This is a genomic window from Mesorhizobium silamurunense (assembly GCF_014843905.1).
Taxonomy (GTDB): Bacteria; Pseudomonadota; Alphaproteobacteria; order Rhizobiales; family Rhizobiaceae; genus Mesorhizobium; species Mesorhizobium silamurunense.
The window spans coordinates 35,654-52,081 of record NZ_LPVS01000083.1; the positions used below are offsets into that span (position 1 = coordinate 35,654).

At 63.9% G+C, this 16,428-nt stretch carries 20 protein-coding genes; 13 read left to right on the forward strand and 7 right to left on the reverse strand.

Annotation, left to right across the window (positions count from 1 at the left end; translation table 11 throughout):
• Positions 1–4: 4 nt before the first annotated feature.
• Both AU465_RS24670 and AU465_RS24675 read right to left on the reverse strand, forming a co-directional pair.
• A complete protein-coding gene (locus AU465_RS24670) occupies positions 5–946 on the reverse strand; it encodes a sugar ABC transporter substrate-binding protein (protein WP_192254125.1) in 942 nt (313 codons plus the stop codon).
• A gap of 371 nt (positions 947–1,317) precedes the next feature.
• Entirely contained in the window at positions 1,318–2,349 is a 1,032-nt protein-coding gene (locus AU465_RS24675; RefSeq protein WP_192254127.1) for a LacI family DNA-binding transcriptional regulator, read from the reverse strand.
• A 175-nt stretch (positions 2,350–2,524) separates the two neighbouring features.
• Between AU465_RS24675 and AU465_RS24680 the strand changes: the two genes are divergently transcribed.
• From AU465_RS24680 to AU465_RS24695, 4 genes are read left to right on the forward strand one after another with little or no spacing between them, the layout of a single operon-like run.
• Entirely contained in the window at positions 2,525–3,631 is a 1,107-nt protein-coding gene (locus AU465_RS24680; protein WP_192254128.1) for a fatty acid desaturase family protein, read from the forward strand.
• A gap of 45 nt (positions 3,632–3,676) precedes the next feature.
• On the forward strand, positions 3,677–3,991 hold the full coding sequence (locus tag AU465_RS24685) for a MocE family 2Fe-2S type ferredoxin (protein ID WP_192254130.1): 315 nt from the start codon (positions 3,677–3,679) through the stop codon (positions 3,989–3,991).
• A 5-nt stretch (positions 3,992–3,996) separates the two neighbouring features.
• The gene (locus AU465_RS24690; RefSeq protein WP_192254132.1) at positions 3,997–5,226 is read left to right on the forward strand and encodes an NAD(P)/FAD-dependent oxidoreductase; all 1,230 of its coding nucleotides are present in this window, start codon (positions 3,997–3,999) and stop codon (positions 5,224–5,226) included.
• Between the two features lie 36 nt (positions 5,227–5,262).
• Positions 5,263–6,072: a 3-methyl-2-oxobutanoate hydroxymethyltransferase gene (locus tag AU465_RS24695; protein WP_192254134.1), complete on the forward strand. Its 810-nt coding sequence runs from the start codon at positions 5,263–5,265 to the stop codon at positions 6,070–6,072.
• Positions 6,073–6,090: 18 nt separating this feature from the next.
• Here the strand turns inward: AU465_RS24695 and AU465_RS24700 are convergent, their stop codons facing one another.
• From AU465_RS24700 to hslV, 5 genes are all read right to left on the reverse strand, one after another.
• Entirely contained in the window at positions 6,091–7,050 is a 960-nt protein-coding gene (locus AU465_RS24700) for a DUF1402 family protein (RefSeq protein ID WP_192254136.1), read from the reverse strand.
• 239 nt (positions 7,051–7,289) lie between these two features.
• Positions 7,290–8,603: an ATP-dependent protease ATPase subunit HslU gene (gene hslU, locus AU465_RS24705; RefSeq protein WP_192254138.1), complete on the reverse strand. Its 1,314-nt coding sequence runs from the start codon at positions 8,601–8,603 to the stop codon at positions 7,290–7,292.
• A gap of 5 nt (positions 8,604–8,608) precedes the next feature.
• The gene (locus tag AU465_RS24710; RefSeq protein WP_192254140.1) at positions 8,609–9,208 is read right to left on the reverse strand and encodes a DUF2585 domain-containing protein; all 600 of its coding nucleotides are present in this window, start codon (positions 9,206–9,208) and stop codon (positions 8,609–8,611) included.
• Positions 9,209–9,212: 4 nt separating this feature from the next.
• The gene (locus AU465_RS24715; protein WP_192254142.1) at positions 9,213–9,737 is read right to left on the reverse strand and encodes a GNAT family N-acetyltransferase; all 525 of its coding nucleotides are present in this window, start codon (positions 9,735–9,737) and stop codon (positions 9,213–9,215) included.
• Between the two features lie 50 nt (positions 9,738–9,787).
• Complete coding sequence (hslV, locus tag AU465_RS24720; protein WP_192254144.1) at positions 9,788–10,336, reverse strand: ATP-dependent protease subunit HslV; 549 nt, start codon at positions 10,334–10,336, stop codon at positions 9,788–9,790.
• A gap of 204 nt (positions 10,337–10,540) precedes the next feature.
• Here hslV and hisB point away from each other — a divergent pair, with 204 nt between their 5' ends.
• The 9 genes from hisB to coaA are packed head-to-tail and all read left to right on the forward strand — an operon-like array spanning position 10,541 to position 16,258.
• Positions 10,541–11,140 carry an imidazoleglycerol-phosphate dehydratase HisB gene (gene hisB / locus AU465_RS24725; RefSeq protein ID WP_192254146.1) on the forward strand — a complete coding sequence of 200 codons (600 nt, stop codon included), beginning with the start codon at positions 10,541–10,543 and terminating at the stop codon, positions 11,138–11,140.
• Positions 11,141–11,144: 4 nt separating this feature from the next.
• Positions 11,145–11,621: a DUF2628 domain-containing protein gene (locus AU465_RS24730; RefSeq protein WP_192254148.1), complete on the forward strand. Its 477-nt coding sequence runs from the start codon at positions 11,145–11,147 to the stop codon at positions 11,619–11,621.
• Between the two features lies 1 nt (position 11,622).
• Complete coding sequence (gene hisH / locus AU465_RS24735; protein ID WP_192254150.1) at positions 11,623–12,273, forward strand: imidazole glycerol phosphate synthase subunit HisH; 651 nt, start codon at positions 11,623–11,625, stop codon at positions 12,271–12,273.
• A gap of 2 nt (positions 12,274–12,275) precedes the next feature.
• Complete coding sequence (locus AU465_RS24740; protein WP_192254152.1) at positions 12,276–12,566, forward strand: DUF1330 domain-containing protein; 291 nt, start codon at positions 12,276–12,278, stop codon at positions 12,564–12,566.
• Between the two features lie 2 nt (positions 12,567–12,568).
• Positions 12,569–13,312: a 1-(5-phosphoribosyl)-5-[(5-phosphoribosylamino)methylideneamino]imidazole-4-carboxamide isomerase gene (hisA, locus tag AU465_RS24745; RefSeq protein ID WP_192254154.1), complete on the forward strand. Its 744-nt coding sequence runs from the start codon at positions 12,569–12,571 to the stop codon at positions 13,310–13,312.
• Positions 13,312–14,151 (forward strand): arginase family protein, encoded by an 840-nt coding sequence (locus AU465_RS24750; RefSeq protein WP_192254156.1) that lies wholly within the window; start codon positions 13,312–13,314, stop codon positions 14,149–14,151. Before hisA ends, AU465_RS24750 begins: the two co-directional genes overlap by 1 nt.
• A complete protein-coding gene (gene hisF / locus AU465_RS24755; RefSeq protein WP_192254162.1) occupies positions 14,148–14,942 on the forward strand; it encodes an imidazole glycerol phosphate synthase subunit HisF in 795 nt (264 codons plus the stop codon). Before AU465_RS24750 ends, hisF begins: the two co-directional genes overlap by 4 nt.
• A 9-nt stretch (positions 14,943–14,951) precedes the next feature.
• Complete coding sequence (locus AU465_RS24760) at positions 14,952–15,275, forward strand: phosphoribosyl-ATP diphosphatase (protein ID WP_192254158.1); 324 nt, start codon at positions 14,952–14,954, stop codon at positions 15,273–15,275.
• Positions 15,276–15,298: 23 nt separating this feature from the next.
• Positions 15,299–16,258 (forward strand): type I pantothenate kinase, encoded by a 960-nt coding sequence (gene coaA / locus AU465_RS24765; protein ID WP_192254160.1) that lies wholly within the window; start codon positions 15,299–15,301, stop codon positions 16,256–16,258.
• The last annotated feature ends 170 nt before the right edge of the window (positions 16,259–16,428 follow it).

The following is a 16,428-nucleotide window of genomic DNA, read 5'->3' on the forward strand; positions in this document are numbered from 1 at the left end:
GGCCTCAGTTCTTCTTCAGGAACTTGTCGATATTCGCCGGGGTGACGAGCTGGAACGGGATATAGACCTTGTGTTCCACCTTCTCGCCCTTGGCGAGCTTCAGCGCGGCGTCGAGGGCACCGGCGCCCTGGCCGGCAGCGTCCTGGAAGACACTTACATCGAGATCGCCCGCCTGCATTGCAGCCAGCGCGTCCTGAGTGGCGTCGACGCCGCCGACCACGACCGACTTCATGTCGATGTTGGCGGCCTTCATCGCCTGGATGGCGCCGATGGCGCTTTCGTCGTTGTTGGCGATGACGCCGTCGAACGGCTTGCCGGACGACAGCCAGTTGGTCATCAGGTTCTGCGCCTCGTCACGCTTCCAGTTCGAGGTCTGCTTGTCGATGATCTTGATGAAGTTGCAGTCCGGCGTTGCGATCACTTCCTCGATGTCCTTGGTGCGCTGCACCGCGGCCTGGTTCGAAAGCTCGCCCATGATCACGTAGACATTGGCTTCCTTCTTGCCGGCTTCCTTGAACAGGCGGCAGGCTTCCTTGGTCTCGAGCGTGCCGGATTCGGCTTCGTTCGAGGCGACGAAGGCCTGGTTGTCGGGCAGCTTGTCGACATTGACCGGCTCGCGGTTGACATAGACCAGCGGGATCTTGGCCGCGGCGGCCGCGTCCGACATCGCCTGGGTGGCCGAGGTGTCGACCGGGTTGACGATGATGGCGTCGACGCCCGAAGCGGCGAAGTTCTTGATCTGGTCGAGCTGCTTGGCGACGTCGTTCTGAGCGTCCTCGACCTGCAGCTGGACGCCATCCATGGTCTTAGCCTGTGCGATCATGCCGTTGCGCAGCACGGTCAGGAAATTGTCGTCGAAAAGAGCCATCGAAACGCCGATCTTGGCGGCGAACGCGGACGAACTCATCAGCGCCGATAGCGCGACGCCCAAAAGCAGTTTCTTCATTTTAGTTTCTCCTCCACTTGGTGTCCGGCTGCACCGATTGAACCGGAATCCCCGATTTTCCCGGGGAATCTCTCCCTATGGCCATTCCGACGGCGTCTTCCCTGCGCGAATGGAACGCCTGGTCCTCTGTTTGAAACAGATGTTCCGGAACGAAAGAACCAAAACACCCAGTTGGTGAAATATTTATTCCATTTCGCTTGTGGCCGTCAAGGGAGATTCGGAATGGACATGCCGGTTTTTCGATCCTGACAGGCGTGCGGCACCCTCCGTGGCCGGGCACGCGAGCGTTCCACGACGGAATCCTGGGCGAATTCCCGCCGCGAAAGAATTCCATCCGTCTGATGGATCACATCATTCCTGCCGGCGGCGGCTCAAATGTTTTCCGGCAGATAGATGTCGAAGGGGAGAAAAGTCTGGCCAGGCGCATTGGCGGCGCCGCTCTCGATGGCATGCGCCATCAGCGCCACAAGCTCGCGGCAAAGCGCCGTGAGCGGCGTCGAGATGACCATGGTGAGGATGTTGTCGGCAAGTGCCGCGCGCGACTCGGCGTTGATCTCGTTGCAGATGACCACCGGCATGTTTGCCGGCTTTGCCGCCCGCAGCGCCGCGACCGCGCCTTCCATGCCGCCGCCGGCGACATAGCAGCCGGCAAGGTCCGGATGCAGGGCCAGAAGATCGAGCATCGCATCATGCGTCACCTGGTTGGCTTCCAGGTTGACCAGCGTCTCCATCACGCTGAAGTCCGGCGCATGCTCGCGAAAATAGGAGCGGAAGCCGATCTCGCGCAGCTCATGGCCGTGGAAGCGGTGGCTGCCGACGAACAGCGCGACCTTGCCGGGCTTCTTGGCCGCCTTGGCGATCATCCAGGCCGCGGTGCGCCCGACCTTGCGGTTGTCGAGACCGACATAGCCCTCGCGAATGCCGGCAGCGAAGTCGGACAGCAGCGAGAAGACCGGCTGCCCCCTCGCCTTCAGCGCCTCCACCACCGCCGTCAGCGTCGGATGGTCCGGGCCGACGACGGCGATGGCCCTGGATTTCGCCGCCAGCCTGCGCATCTGGGCGGCGATCTCGTCGGGCGCCAGCGAAGCGGCGAAGTCGATCGTCGCGGTGCCGCGGAAGCGCTGCGACTGCGAAACTGCCGTTTCCAGTTCCCGCGCGAAATCGCCGTAGAAGACATCATTGCCCCGCAGCAGCAGGAAACCGAGGCGATACTCCGGCAATTCCTGGCGCATGCGCTGCTTGATGAGGCCGGCGGCGTGATAGCCGATATCGGTCGCGGCCTCGTAAACCCGACGCGCCGTTTCCTCGCGTACCGGCAAGCGGTTGTTCAGCACCCTGTCGACGGTGGCGACACTGAAACCGGAAACGCGCGCGAGATCGGTGATTGTCGGCCGCTTTGCCATGAATGCTCCATCGTCTGCCCGACTCAGGATAGCTCATTCTGATAGGAAATGATAGAAACTATCTTTGTGACGTTGAGACTATCATGATGTAGCGCTATGGTGAAGTGGAAGCCAGCCATGCGCGAACCCGGCACCGCCGAGGGCCATTCGCCAAGTGCTGATGGAGGAACCCGCAATGACGGCAATCACGTCTCCGGCATTGTCCGGACGCGACTACAGCCTGACCGGCCGTGACGCCAAACTCGCGATCGAGAACGGGCTTTCGGCGGCCGAGTGGTATCACACCGATATCCCGCGCAAGCAAATGAAGGAGCTGATGCAGCGCTCCGACCAGCCGGCGATCCGCGACACCATCATCTGGCTCGGCGCGCTGATCCTCAGCGGCGCGGGCAGCGCCTGGTTCTGGGACAGCTGGTGGTGCGTGCCGTTCTTCTTCGTCTATGGCACGCTCTACGGCTCCTCGACCGATTCTCGCTGGCATGAATGCGGCCACGGCACGGCCTTCCGCACCCAGTGGATGAACGATGCCGTCTACCAGCTCGCCTGCTTCATGATCATGCGCAATCCGGTGACATGGCGCTGGAGCCACACGCGCCACCACACCGACACCGTCATCGTCGGACGCGATCCGGAGATCGCCGTCATGCGGCCGCCGGACCTTGTGCGCGTGGTCCTGAATTTCTTCGGCGTCCTCGACGCCTGGCACGCGATGGTCGACATGGTGCGCAATGCCGCCGGCGTCATCAGCGCCGCGGAAAAGACCTTCATTCCGGAACAGGAGCAGCCGAAGGCCATCCGCGTCGCCCGCATCTGGCTCGCCATCTATGTCGCGACCATCGCGCTGGCGCTCTATCTGCATTCGTGGCTGCCGCTGATGCTCGTCGGCCTGCCCCGTCTCTACGGCGCCTGGCATCACGTCATGACTGGCCTGCTGCAGCATGGCGGTCTCGCCGACAATGTCATCGACCACCGCCTGAACAGCCGCACGGTGCTGATAAATCCGATAAGCCGGTTCATCTACTGGAATATGAACTACCATGTGGAGCACCACATGTTCCCGATGGTGCCTTATCACGCGTTGCCGAAGCTGCACGAGATGATCAAGCACGACCTGCCGGCGCCGACGCCGTCGATCCTGGCCGGCTATCGCGAGATGATCCCGACCTTCCTGCGCCAGCTGCGCAACGAGGATTATTTCATCAAGCGCGAGCTGCCGCCGACGGCAAAGCCCTATCGGGAAGAGCTGCACAGCGACAATCCGGTGGCGGCCGCGGCCGAGTGACCGGTCGAAACGCAAGCTGGCAATAAATCTTCGCTGGAGGACGACATGAGCGATTGGGTCGAGGCCTGCGCGGCCGGAGACATCGACGAAGAGGACGTGATGCGGTTCGATCACGCCGGCCGCACTTATGCCATCTACCGCAGTCCGGACGACGAGTATTTCGCGACCGACGGCCTGTGCTCGCATGAGAAGGTGCATCTGGCCGACGGGCTGGTGATGGACGACACCATCGAATGCCCGAAGCACAATGGCCGCTTCAACTACAAGACCGGCGACGCGCGTGGCGCGCCGGTCTGCGTCAACCTCAAGACCTATCCTGTCAAGGTCGACGCCGGCAAAGTCCTCATTCAGGTCGGGTGAAGGCGATGACGGGCGGAATGGTGATCATCGGCGCCGGCGAATGCGGCGGGCGGGCAGCACTTGCCCTGCGCGATCTCGGCTATGAAGGACCGGTGACCCTGGTGGGCGACGAGCCGCATCTGCCTTATGAGCGGCCACCGCTGTCGAAAGAGGCGATGACCGGCGAGGCGCCGCTTATCAAGGCGATCGCCAGCGACGAGCTTCTGGCCGAACGGTCGATCCGCCACATCCATTCCGTCCGGGCCGTTGCGATCGATCGCGCCGGGCATGCGGTGAGCCTCTCCGACAGCTCTTCCCTTTCTTACGACAAGCTGCTGCTCGCGACCGGATCCTTGCCGCGCAAGCTGCCGATGCCGGGTCTTGGCGGACGTTGCGTTTATCTCAGGACCTTCAACGACGCGCTCGCCATCCGCGCCCATCTCAAGCCTGAGAACCGCGTCGCCATCATCGGCGGGGGCTTCATCGGCCTCGAGCTTGCCGCTTCGGCGCGCAAGCTTGGCGCCACGGTCACCGTCATCGAAGCGCAGCCCCGCATCCTGATGCGCGGCGTGCCGGCCGAGATCGCCGAAATCATCCACAAGGCGCATGAAGCCGAAGGCGTGAACGTGCTTACCGGCCAGGGCATCACCGCGATTGCCGACGATGGCGCCGAGGTTCGCATCACGCTTGCCGGCGGGCAGGAAGTCGTCGCCGATCTCGCGGTGATCGGCATCGGCGCCGTGCCGGTGACGGCGCTCGCCGCCGACGCGGGCCTGGCGATCGACAACGGTATTGCCGTCGACGGCACGCTGCGCACCGAGGACCCTGATATCTTCGCCGCCGGCGACTGCTGCTCGTTCCCGCTCGCCGTCTATGGCGGCCGGCGCGTACGGCTGGAAGCCTGGCGCAACGCGCAGGAGCAGGGCGCGCTTGCGGCGACGAACATGCTCGGCGCCAACGAGGCGCATGCCGCCGTGCCGTGGTTCTGGTCGGATCAGTACGGGCTCACGCTGCAGATCGCCGGGCTTTCCGATGAGGGCCGCTCGATCGTGCGGCGCGACCTCGACGACGGCGCCTTCATCCTGTTCCATCTGGCCGAGGACGGACGGCTGGTCGCGGCCAGCGGCATCGGCCCCGGCAATGCGGTGGCGCGCGACATCCGCCTGGCGGAGATGCTGATCGCGAAACGGGCGACGCCGGCGCCGGACGCGCTCGGATCGCAAACGGTCAAGCTGAAGTCGCTGCTGGCGGCCTGAGCCGCGCTATCAGCCAGTCAAAGGTGAGGGACAAAGATGGCACGCAACAGACCGACCGTCGCCGATCTGCAGGCGCTGAAAGGCAAGCGGCAGCTTTCGAAGCTTCGCGTTTTCTCGCTGGAGGAGGCCGAGGCCGCCGAGCGCGCCGGCATCGACATCATCTCCGTCCCCTATGATCTCATGTTCGATCCCCGCTTTCGCGACGCGGCGCCCACCTGCTTTGCCATTCCCGGTGACGAACGCATCAAGCTGGGCGCTACCACAAACGAGATCCTGCGCATGGCGGTCAAGCTGCGCGCGGCGAGCGCCGACGCCATGTACTGCTCGGCCAGCCTGCAGACCATCCGCCGCCTGCGCGACGAGCACATTCCGGTCTGCGGTCATGTCGGGCTCATCCCAGCGCACGCGACCTGGACGGGCGGCTTCAAGGCGGTCGGCAAGACGGCCGAGAGCGCTGCCTTCGTGTGGAAGCAGGTAAAGGATCTCGAAGCGGCCGGCGCCTTCGCAGCCGAGATCGAGGTGGTGCCGGCGAGCGTCGCAGGCGCGATCTCACGGCGCACGCCGCTGATCATGATTTCGATGGGCGCCGGTGCCGGGTGCGATGCACAATATCTGTTCTCGGAAGACGTGCTCGGCAGCAATCGCGGCCATTATCCGCGCCATGCCAGGCGCTACCGCGACTTCGCGGCCGAATTCGATCGGCTGCAGAGCGAGCGCATCGCCGCCTTTCGCGAATATGCCGAAGACATCCAGTCCGGCGCCTATCCGGAGCCGCGCCACATGGTCGAGGCGGATGCCGAGGAAATGCGCAAGTTCGAGGCGTTTCTCGCATCGGAAGGCTACTGAGCGACCTGGCTCAGCCCGCTAGAACAGCGCCTTCAGCTCGTCGAGCTTGTCGTTGACCAGCCAGCCGTAATAGTTCTCTTCGGGCAGCTTTTCCGGTTCCCCGGCGGCGCGGCGCTTCTCGTTCTCGGCCTTGAGCGCATAGGCGCGCTGCTCGGGATTGCCGACATTGTAGAGCGTGGCGGTCAGGCCCGGATTGTGCGAGATGTCGAAGCCGGCGATACTCCGGTAGGCATCGATCGACTTCCTGATGGTCGCCGCGACGTAAGGCAGCGTGAGGTCCGGATCCATGATGGTCTTGTAGACCGCGTTCGGATCGTTGACGTCGAGCTCGGGCAGGCCGGAGACCTTGTGCACGAGATCGCTCATCTGCAGCGCCGTCAGCGGGTTGAGCTGGCCGAGCCCAAATGTCTGGCCGGCATAGTAGGGCTGGAAGAAAGTGGCGCCGAATCGGTCGTTGGGGAAGCTGGTCCCGCCGACGGTCTTGCCGCGGAAGGAGTGGTTCCACACCTGCTCGCGGCATTCCCAAAGATCGTAGCTGTCGTCCGTGGCGGCGCATTTCCTGAATTCCGGCCGCTGGACGAAATCGCTGACGTCCTCGCCGTCATAGGCGAAGGTCAGCTTGCTCGACAGATACGACATCGCCTTGACGTAGTAGGTCTGCAGCCGGTCGTAGGCGTCGACATTATAGGTGTGTTCGCCGACGATGGCGCCGACGATATGCATCGGATCGATGCCATAGGCGGCCGCCACTTTCCTGATCTTGGCGCGAAGCTCGGCATCATTGTGCAGCAGCGCGTAGACCTTGCGATACTTGGCCTGGAAGGTGGTGTTGGTGGCCTGGGTGCGCCGGCTGGAGGCGCCGGGGATATCCGGCTGCACGCCGTTGCGATTGCCTGGCGGCACCATGGTTGCGGCATCGGCCGTTGCCAGCGCCGCGGCCAATGCCAGGCCAACAAAAAGAAGTATGCGTTTCTTCATCCGCCGCCGCCTTTAAAGCATGTCTCCCGAAAGTGGGACCGGTTTCGGAACAAAGACATGCTTGAAATCAAATACTTAAAGCAGGTCGCGTGAATCTTCTTTCACGCGACACGCTTTAAGTCGGGCGGCAAACTAGGTAAAGCGCGCGGGAGAGTCGAGACAAGCAAGCCCCTCGCCCGAACAAAAGGTGGCCAGATGGTACCATCTGGCCACACATCACCGGATTGCCGGCTTTGCCCTCAAAGGATGAACCGCGACAGATCGGTGTTCCGCGACAGATCGCCGACATGCTTCTGCACGTAGTCGGCATCGATGGTGACCGCCGTGCCGTGGCGGTCCGGCGCGTCGTAGGAAATCTCGTCCAGCACTCGCTCCATCACCGTCTGCAGGCGTCTGGCACCGATATTCTCGACGCTGGCGTTGAGATCGACGGCAATGCCGGCAAGCGAATCGATGGCGTCGTCGGTGAACGTCAACTCGACACCTTCGGTCTTCATCAGCGCGATATACTGCTTGATGAGGCTCGCCTCGGTCTCGGTGAGGATGCGGACGAAGTCCTGCTTCTCCAGCGCGCGCAACTCGACGCGGATCGGCAGGCGGCCCTGCAGCTCGGGCAGCAGGTCCGACGGCTTGGAGACGTGGAATGCGCCCGAGGCGATGAACAGGATGTGGTCGGTCTTGATCGGCCCGTATTTGGTCGCAACCGTCGTGCCTTCGACCAGCGGCAGCAGGTCGCGCTGCACGCCTTCACGTGAAACGCCGGCGCCGATGCCGCCTTCGCGCGAGGCGATCTTGTCGATCTCGTCGATGAAGACGATGCCGTCGTTCTCGGCCGATTCCAGCGCCCGGCGTACCACCTCGTCCTGATCGAGCAGCTTGTCGGACTCGTCATTGACCAGAAGCGCATAGGAATCGCGCACCGTGGTCTTGCGGGCCTTGGTCCTGCGGCCACCCATCGCCTTCGACAGCATGTCGTTGATGTTGAGCACGCCGATATTGGCGCCAGGCATGCCGGGAATCTCGAAGCCCGGCATGCCGCCGGTGCCGGTGTCGGCCACCTCGATCTCGATCTCCTTGTCGTCGAGCTCGCCGTCGCGCAGCCTCTTGCGGAAAGAGTCGCGGGTGGCCGGGCTCGCCGTCTTGCCGACGAGGGCTTCAAGCACGCGCTCCTCGGCATTGACCTGGGCGCGGGCCTTGACGTCCTCGCGCATCTTTTCGCGCGTCAGGCCGATGGCGACCTCGACGAGATCGCGCACGATCTGCTCGACGTCGCGGCCGACATAGCCGACCTCGGTGAATTTGGTGGCCTCGACCTTGACGAAGGGCGCGCCGGCGAGCCGCGCCAGGCGGCGCGAGATCTCGGTCTTGCCGACGCCGGTCGGGCCGATCATCAGGATGTTCTTCGGCATCACCTCTTCGCGCATCTGGCCTTCCAGCTGCTGGCGGCGCCAGCGGTTGCGCAGGGCGATCGCCACGGCGCGCTTGGCGTCCTTCTGGCCGATGATGAAGCGGTCGAGTTCCGAAACGATTTCGCGGGGGGAGAAAGTGCTCATAATACTCAAATTCCACTTTGCCACTGCTTGATGGACTCGAACGGATGCAGCAGCATGATCACGTTGAGCGTCAGATTGTCCCGGATGATGTAGCCCGTGCCGAACTCGAAAATGAGCGCCAGGGCCACGATCACCCATATAGGGAGCTTTCGCGCCATCACAAATCCCAGCACCATGAACAGCGTGTCGGACACCGAGTTGATGACGCTGTCGCCGTAATAGTTGAGAGAGATAGTGCCGGCGCGGTAGCGGTCGATGATGAAGGGGCTGTTTTCCAGGAGTTCCCAGCCGCCTTCGATGAGGACAGCGAAGGCGAGCCTCAGCCCGACCGGCGAGCGCGGGAACAGCGCCCAGGCCAGCGCATAGAACAGGAAGCCGTGGATGATGTGCGAAAAGGTGTACCAGTCGGCGATGTGCTGGGAGTTCTCCGAGCTGTTCACCACGCCATGCCAGAGCTTGACGTAGCCGCAGGTGCAGATCGGCGGATGGCCCATGCCGTAGAGGGCGCCGGCCTGGAAAATGAGCAAGGCGAGCACGAGCAGCAGCCCCATGCGCCAGCTGTCTTCATAGGCCGAGAGCGTCTTGTCCTCGCCAAGCGTGTTCATGCGGTCAGTCCCCCTCTTCTTCGTCGCTTTCGGCCGCATCGACGGCCATCAGCAAGACGTCCCCATATTCCGATTGCCGGCGGCCGATCGGCATGAAACCGGCCTTTTCATAGGCGCGGATGGCGCGGCCGTTGTCGGGATGCGGATCGATGATGACGCGCGGCGCGCCTTCCTCGAACAGCGCTTCGACGAATTGGCGGACGATGGCCGAGCCATGACCGATGCCGACCAGGTCCGGCGGGCCGATCGACAAATCGATGCCCAGCGTGCCGAATGGCTGGTCGGCGTAAGGATGGTCGTCCTCGAGATGCGGATCGTAGCTCTGCAGGTAGGCGATCGGCCTGCCGCCCAGCTCGACAATCAGCGGCTCCACCGAGACCGAATCGATATGCCCGCGGATCTCTGCGATCTCCTTTTGCGGATCGTCCCACCATTCGGCGATATGCGGCTCGGCAAGCCAGCGGGCGATCATCGGCAAGTCCTTTTCGGTGACCGGCCGAAAATCGTAGCTATCTTCCTGTTCGACCATGATCTTTTCCAAAAACCGGGTCCCACTTTTTGGGATCATGGCCGGCTGCCTCAGGCATCGAGCGTTTCGACGACGAAGCTGCTGTTGGTGTAGACGCAAATATCGGCCGCGATCTGCATCGCCTTGCGGGCGATCTCCTCGGCATCCTTGTCGGTGTCCATCAGCGCGCGGGCAGCGGCCAGCGCGTAATTACCGCCGGAGCCGATGGCCATGACGCCGTGTTCGGGCTCGAGCACATCGCCGGTGCCGGTCAGCGCCAGCGAGACCGACTTGTCGGCAACCAGCATCATCGCTTCCAGGCGGCGCAAATAGCGGTCGGTGCGCCAGTCCTTGGCGAGCTCGACGCAGGCGCGCGTCAGCTGGTCCGGATATTGTTCGAGCTTGGCCTCGAGGCGCTCAAGGAGGGTGAAGGCGTCGGCGGTGGCGCCGGCAAAACCGGCAATGACGCTGCCGTCCTTGCCGATGCGGCGCACCTTGCGGGCGTTGCCCTTCATGATGGTCTGGCCAAGGCTGACCTGGCCGTCGCCAGCGATCACAACCTTGTTGCCCTTGCGCACGCTGACGATGGTTGTGGCGTGCATGGTCAGTTCATTCGACATTTCCAGCTCCGATTCGCGCTATCCCTTCGAAAGGCGATTGGCGCGGTACGAGTGACTTTTGACGCCATATGTATGCATGTGGCGGGTGATTGCAAACCGCCTCCGGTAAGGCCGATTCCGCCCGGAATGGCAACTGGCAATCGTCGGATCATGCTGATAGAAGGCTCTCGTTTTCAAGCCCGCGCCTCTAAACAGGACAGACTGATGCCGCCCCGTTCCGCAGAAATCAGCCGCAAGACCAAGGAAACCGAGATTTCCGTGTCGGTCCATGTTGACGGCAAGGGCAAATCCGACATTTCGACGGGGGTCGGCTTCTTCGACCATATGCTCGACCAGCTGTCGCGCCATTCGCTGATCGACATGACGATCAAGGCCAAGGGCGATCTGCACATCGACGACCACCACACGGTCGAGGATACCGGCATCGCGATCGGCCAGGCGCTGAGCAAGGCTTTGGGCGAGCGGCGCGGCATCATGCGCTATGCCTCGATCGAGCTCGCCATGGACGAGACCCTGACCCGGGCGGCGATCGATGTTTCCGGCCGGCCGTTCCTGGTCTGGAACGTTTCCTTCTCATCGCCGAAGATCGGCACGTTCGACACCGAGCTGGTGCGCGAGTTCTTCCAGGCGCTGGCGCAGAATGCCGGCGTCACGCTGCATGTGACCAACCATTACGGCGCCAACAACCACCATATCGCCGAGACCTGCTTCAAGGCGGTGGCCCGGGCGCTGCGCGCGGCGTTGGAGTCCGACCCGCGCCAGCCCGATGCGGTGCCGTCCACCAAGGGATCCCTGAAAGGATAACCCTATGGCCAGCTATGTCGTGATGGAGCCGCCGACAGGCGGCAACAAGGCCGAGAATGCGACCCTGGTGCGCGACAGCTTCACCTGGCTCGGCTTCCTGTTCTCGCCGGTCTGGCTCGCCTGGCACCGGCTGTGGATCGAGGCTCTGCTCACCTTCGCCGTCATGGCGATCCTGTCGGTGCTCGGCGAAAAGCTCGGCCTCGAATGGGCCGGATCGGCCCTGTCGCTATTGGCGTCGCTCTACATCGGGCTCGAAGGTCAAGGGCTGCGGATATCGGCGCTGCGCCGCCGCGGCTGGCGGGAATGGGGGGTGGTCGAGGCCGGCAGGCGTGATGATGCCGAGGTCCGCCACGCGCTGGAAGCCGACGAGCGCACTGAAGAGCAGACGCCGATGCCGCGCATCGTTCCCGACACGAGCCTGGCGCGCCCGGCGCAGACGGGCATGGCGCTTGGTCTGACCCATACGCCCGGAAGGCCCTGACATGCGGGTTGCGATCATCGATTACGGGTCGGGCAATCTGCGCTCGGCCACCAAGGCTTTCGAGCGCGCCGCGCATGAGGCGGGCATCGCGGCCACCATCGATCTCACCGCCGACGCCGAGCGCGTCCGCGCCGCCGACCGCATCGTCCTGCCGGGCGTCGGCGCCTATGCCGATTGCGCCGCGGGCCTGCATGCCGTTGCCGGCATGTGGGAAGCGGTGGAAGAGGCGGCCCTTCGCAAAGGACGGCCTTTCCTCGGCATCTGCGTCGGCATGCAATTGATGTCGGAACGCGGCCTCGAAAAGACAATCACCAGGGGCCTCGGCTGGATTTCCGGCGACGTCAAGGAAATCACGCCGAAGGATCCGGCGCTGAAGATTCCGCAGATCGGCTGGAACACGATCGAGCTTGCGCGCAAGCATCCGCTGTTTTCGGGCATCGAGACAGGCCCGAAAGGGCTACATGCCTATTTCGTCCATTCCTACCACCTGGAAGCGAGGAACCCCGCCGAAGTGCTGGCAACGGCCGACTATGGCGGCCCGGTGACGGCGGCGGTTGCCCGCGACAACCTTGCCGGCACGCAGTTCCACCCCGAGAAAAGCCAGGCGCTCGGCCTGGCGCTGATCACCAATTTCCTGAAGTGGAGGCCCTAGGCATGAGCAAGAAGGGCTATTGGATCGCCATGATCGATGTGCGCGACCCGGGCGCGTACAAGAACTACATCGAAGCCAACGCAAAAGCCTTCGCCAAATATGGCGCCAAGTTTCCGGTCCGGGCAGGACGCTACAAGAATCCGGAGGGGCCAACGGGGAACCGCCATGTGGTGGTGGAGTTTTCATCCTACGAAACGGCGCTCGCCTGCTACGAGTCGCCGGAGTACCAGGAAGCCTTGAAGTTCCGGCTGGCGGCGTCGACCGGCCATTTCGTCATCGTCGAGGGCGCCTGACCGTGATCCTCTTTCCCGCCATCGACCTCAAGGACGGCAAATGCGTGCGCCTGAAACACGGCGACATGGCGACCGCCACCATCTACAACGATGACCCGGCGGCCCAGGCCAAGGCTTTCGAGGAGCAGGGCTTCGAGTGGCTGCATGTCGTCGACCTCAACGGCGCCTTCAAGGGCCATAGCGTCAATTCCGCCGCGGTCGGCGCCATCCTCAAGGCGACGAAAAACCCGGTGCAGCTCGGCGGCGGCATCCGCACGCTGGCGCAGATCGAGGACTGGCTGGACCGTGGCCTGACGCGCGTCATCCTGGGCACGATCGCGGTGCGCGAGCCCGAGCTGGTGAAGCAAGCCTGCAAGGCCTTTCCCGGCAGGATAGCCGTCGGCATCGACGCCAAGGGCGGCAAGGTCGCCGTCGAAGGCTGGGCCGAAGCCTCGGAGCTCGGCGTCATCGAGCTGGCGAAGAAGTTCGAGGGCGCGGGCGTCGCCGCCATCATCTACACCGATATCGACCGCGACGGCGTACTCTCCGGCATCAACTGGGACGCCACCATCGATCTCGCCGAGGCGGTGTCGATCCCGGTGATCGCGTCCGGCGGGCTGGCCTCGATCGCCGACATCGTGCGCATGACCATGCCCGACGCCAGGAGGCTCGAAGGCGCGATCTCCGGCCGGGCGCTCTATGACGGGCGCATCGACCCGGCGGAAGCGCTGGCGATCCTGCGCGGCGAAGGGGCGGAGGCAGAATAGTGAACATCTCGATCATCCTGGCGTCCTATGACAGCGGGCATTTTCTCGACGGCTGCGGCCAAGGCCCGGACGCGTTGATTTCCGGCGGGCTGGCCGAAGCTCTAAAGCTCGCCGGCCACGAAGTCGAACTGCATGACATCGGCAAGGTGGTCGAGGATGAAGAGGAGCGCGAGATCGGCACCGGATTTGCCGTCTGCAACGCCGTGTCGGGCGAAGTCCGCATCGCGCTGGACAAGGGGCGGTTTCCCATCGTTCTGGCCGGCAACTGCCTGACCAGCGCCGGCGCGGTGGCCGGCGAAGGCGCGGACGCCATCATCTGGGCCGACCAGCATGGCGACCTCAACACACCCGACACCTCCACCTCCGGCTTTCTCGACGGCATGGCGCTGGCGACGGTGCTTGGCCTGTGCTGGCGGCGGATGGCGGCGCGGATTCCGGGGTTCAAGCCAATCGATCCGGCCCGTTGCGTGCTGGTCAACGCGCGCGACCTCGATCCGGCCGAGAAAGAGCTTTTGGAGAAGCTGCCGATCATCCGCACCGAGTGTCCTGACTGGGTCGGCGCCGCAGCGAAGCTGAAAGCCACGGGCGCCGAGCGCATCCATATGCATGTCGACCTCGACGTGCATGACCCGGAAAAGCTGCAGGCCAATCGCTATACAACGCCCGGCGGGCCGGTGCCGGAGCAGGTGCGCATCGCGATGTGCGGCCTGGCCGGCCCGCTCAGCATCGCAGGGCTCACCATTTCCGCCTACGATCCGGCCTTCGACCCGAAGGGCGACGTGCCGCCGCTGGTCGGCGAGCTGGTGGTCGACCTGCTGTCGACCATGGAGGGCCGCTGATGCTGAAAGCCCGCGTCATTCCCTGCCTCGACGTCAAGAACGGCCGCGTCGTCAAGGGCGTCAATTTCGTCGACCTGGTCGATGCCGGCGATCCGGTCGAGGTCGCCAAGGCCTATGACGCGGCGGGCGCCGACGAGCTCTGCTTCCTCGACATTACCGCGTCGTCCGACAATCGCGAGACGATCTTCGACGTCGTCGGCCGCACGGCGGAGCAATGCTTCATGCCGCTGACCGTCGGCGGCGGCGTGCGCCAGGTGGCCGACATCAGAAAGCTGCTTCTGGCCGGCGCCGACAAGGTGTCGATCAACACGGCGGCGGTGAAGAACCCGGACTTCGTCGCGGAAGCCGCCGACAAGTTCGGCAACCAGTGCATCGTCGTGGCGATCGACGCCAAGAAGGTGTCGGCGGCCGGCGAGGCCGATCGCTGGGAGATCTTCACCCATGGCGGGCGCGAGAAGACCGGCATCGACGCGGTCGAATTCGCCAAGAAGATGGTCGATCGCGGCGCCGGCGAGATCCTGCTTACCTCGATGGACCGGGACGGCACCAAGGCCGGCTACGACATCGCGCTCACCCGCGCCATCGCCGACGCGGTGCGCGTGCCGGTGATCGCTTCGGGCGGCGTCGGCACGCTCGATCACTTGGTCGAAGGCATTCGCGACGGTCATGCCGGCGCGGTGCTTGCCGCCTCGATCTTCCATTTCGGCACCTACACCATCGCCGAGGCCAAGGCGCATATGGCCAAGGCCGGCCTGCCGATGCGGCTGGACTCGGCCGCCCATCGGACTTAAACCGCTGCCATGGCTCAATTTTCCCTCGCCGAGCTGGAAACGATCATCCATCAGCGCGCCCATTCCGGCGACCCTGAGTCGTGGACGGCGAAGCTGTTCGCCAAGGGCATGGACAAGGCGGCGCAGAAGCTCGGCGAGGAGGCGATCGAAGCCGTGATCGCCGCCATTCGCGGCGACCGGCAGGCCCTCGTTTCGGAAAGCGCCGATCTCCTATATCATTGGCTGGTCGTCCTCGGCATCGCGGGCATCCCGCTGGACGACGTGCTGAAGGAGCTCGAAGGCCGCACCAGCCGCTCGGGCATCGCCGAAAAGGCGTCCCGGCCCAGGGGCTGACGGCGAGGAGGGCAGGAGACTCGATGGACCAGCTTGCTCCGACCGAGAAATACTCCCCCTTTCGTTTCTTCTCCGCCGAGCAATGGTCGCAATTCCGCGCCGACACGCCGCTCACGCTCACCGAAGACGAGATCGACCGGCTGCGGTCGCTCAACGACCCGGTCGACCTCGAAGAGGTGAAGCGCATCTATTTGTCGCTTTCCCGCCTGCTTTCGGCGCATGTCGAGGCTAGCCAGCTGCTGTTCAGGCAGCGGCAGGCCTTCTTCAAGGCGCAGGATGTCGTCAAGACGCCCTTCATCATCGGCATCGCCGGCTCGGTCGCGGTCGGCAAATCGACCACGGCCCGCGTGCTCAAGGAATTGCTGGCGCGCTGGCCGTCGAGCCCTAAGGTCGATCTCATCACCACCGACGGCTTCCTTTTGCCCAACGAGATCCTGCGCCGCGACAACCTGATGGAGCGCAAGGGCTTTCCGGACAGCTACGATGTCGGCGCGCTGTTGAGGTTCCTGTCCGGCATCAAGTCGGCGCAACGCGACGTCCGGGCGCCGGTCTATTCGCACCTGACCTATGACGTCATTCCGGGCGAATTCGTCACCATCGACAGACCGGACATATTGATCTTCGAAGGCATCAATGTCTTGCAGCCGGGCAAGCTGCCGAAGGACGGCAAGATCGTGCCGTTCCTGTCCGACTTCTTCGATTTCGCCATCTATATCGACGCCGACGAGAAGCTGATCCACCAGTGGTACATCCAGCGCTTCATGCGCCTGCGCGAAACCGCCTTCCGCAATCCGGACTCCTTCTTCCACCGCTATTCACAGCTCTCGGAGGATGCCGCCCGCGCCATCGCCGAGGGCCTGTGGAGCAACATCAACCTGAAGAACCTGCGCGAGAATATCCTGCCGACCAGGGCGCGCGCCGACCTCATCCTGCGCAAAGGCACCAACCACCTGGTCGAAGAAGTGGCGCTGCGGAAACTCTGATCGAGGGCGTGGAATGCCACGGACCGGCGCGTCGCGCTGGTGCGGTTCAGGCGACGTGCTTCAAGTCTTTGCTTTGACGCATGTCGTTCTCCCAAGACCGCTGCGCACTTTTGGGCGACATGTAACCGGGGCAAAACCGGTGGCGGCCGCGGCGTTATGACTCGGGGGTA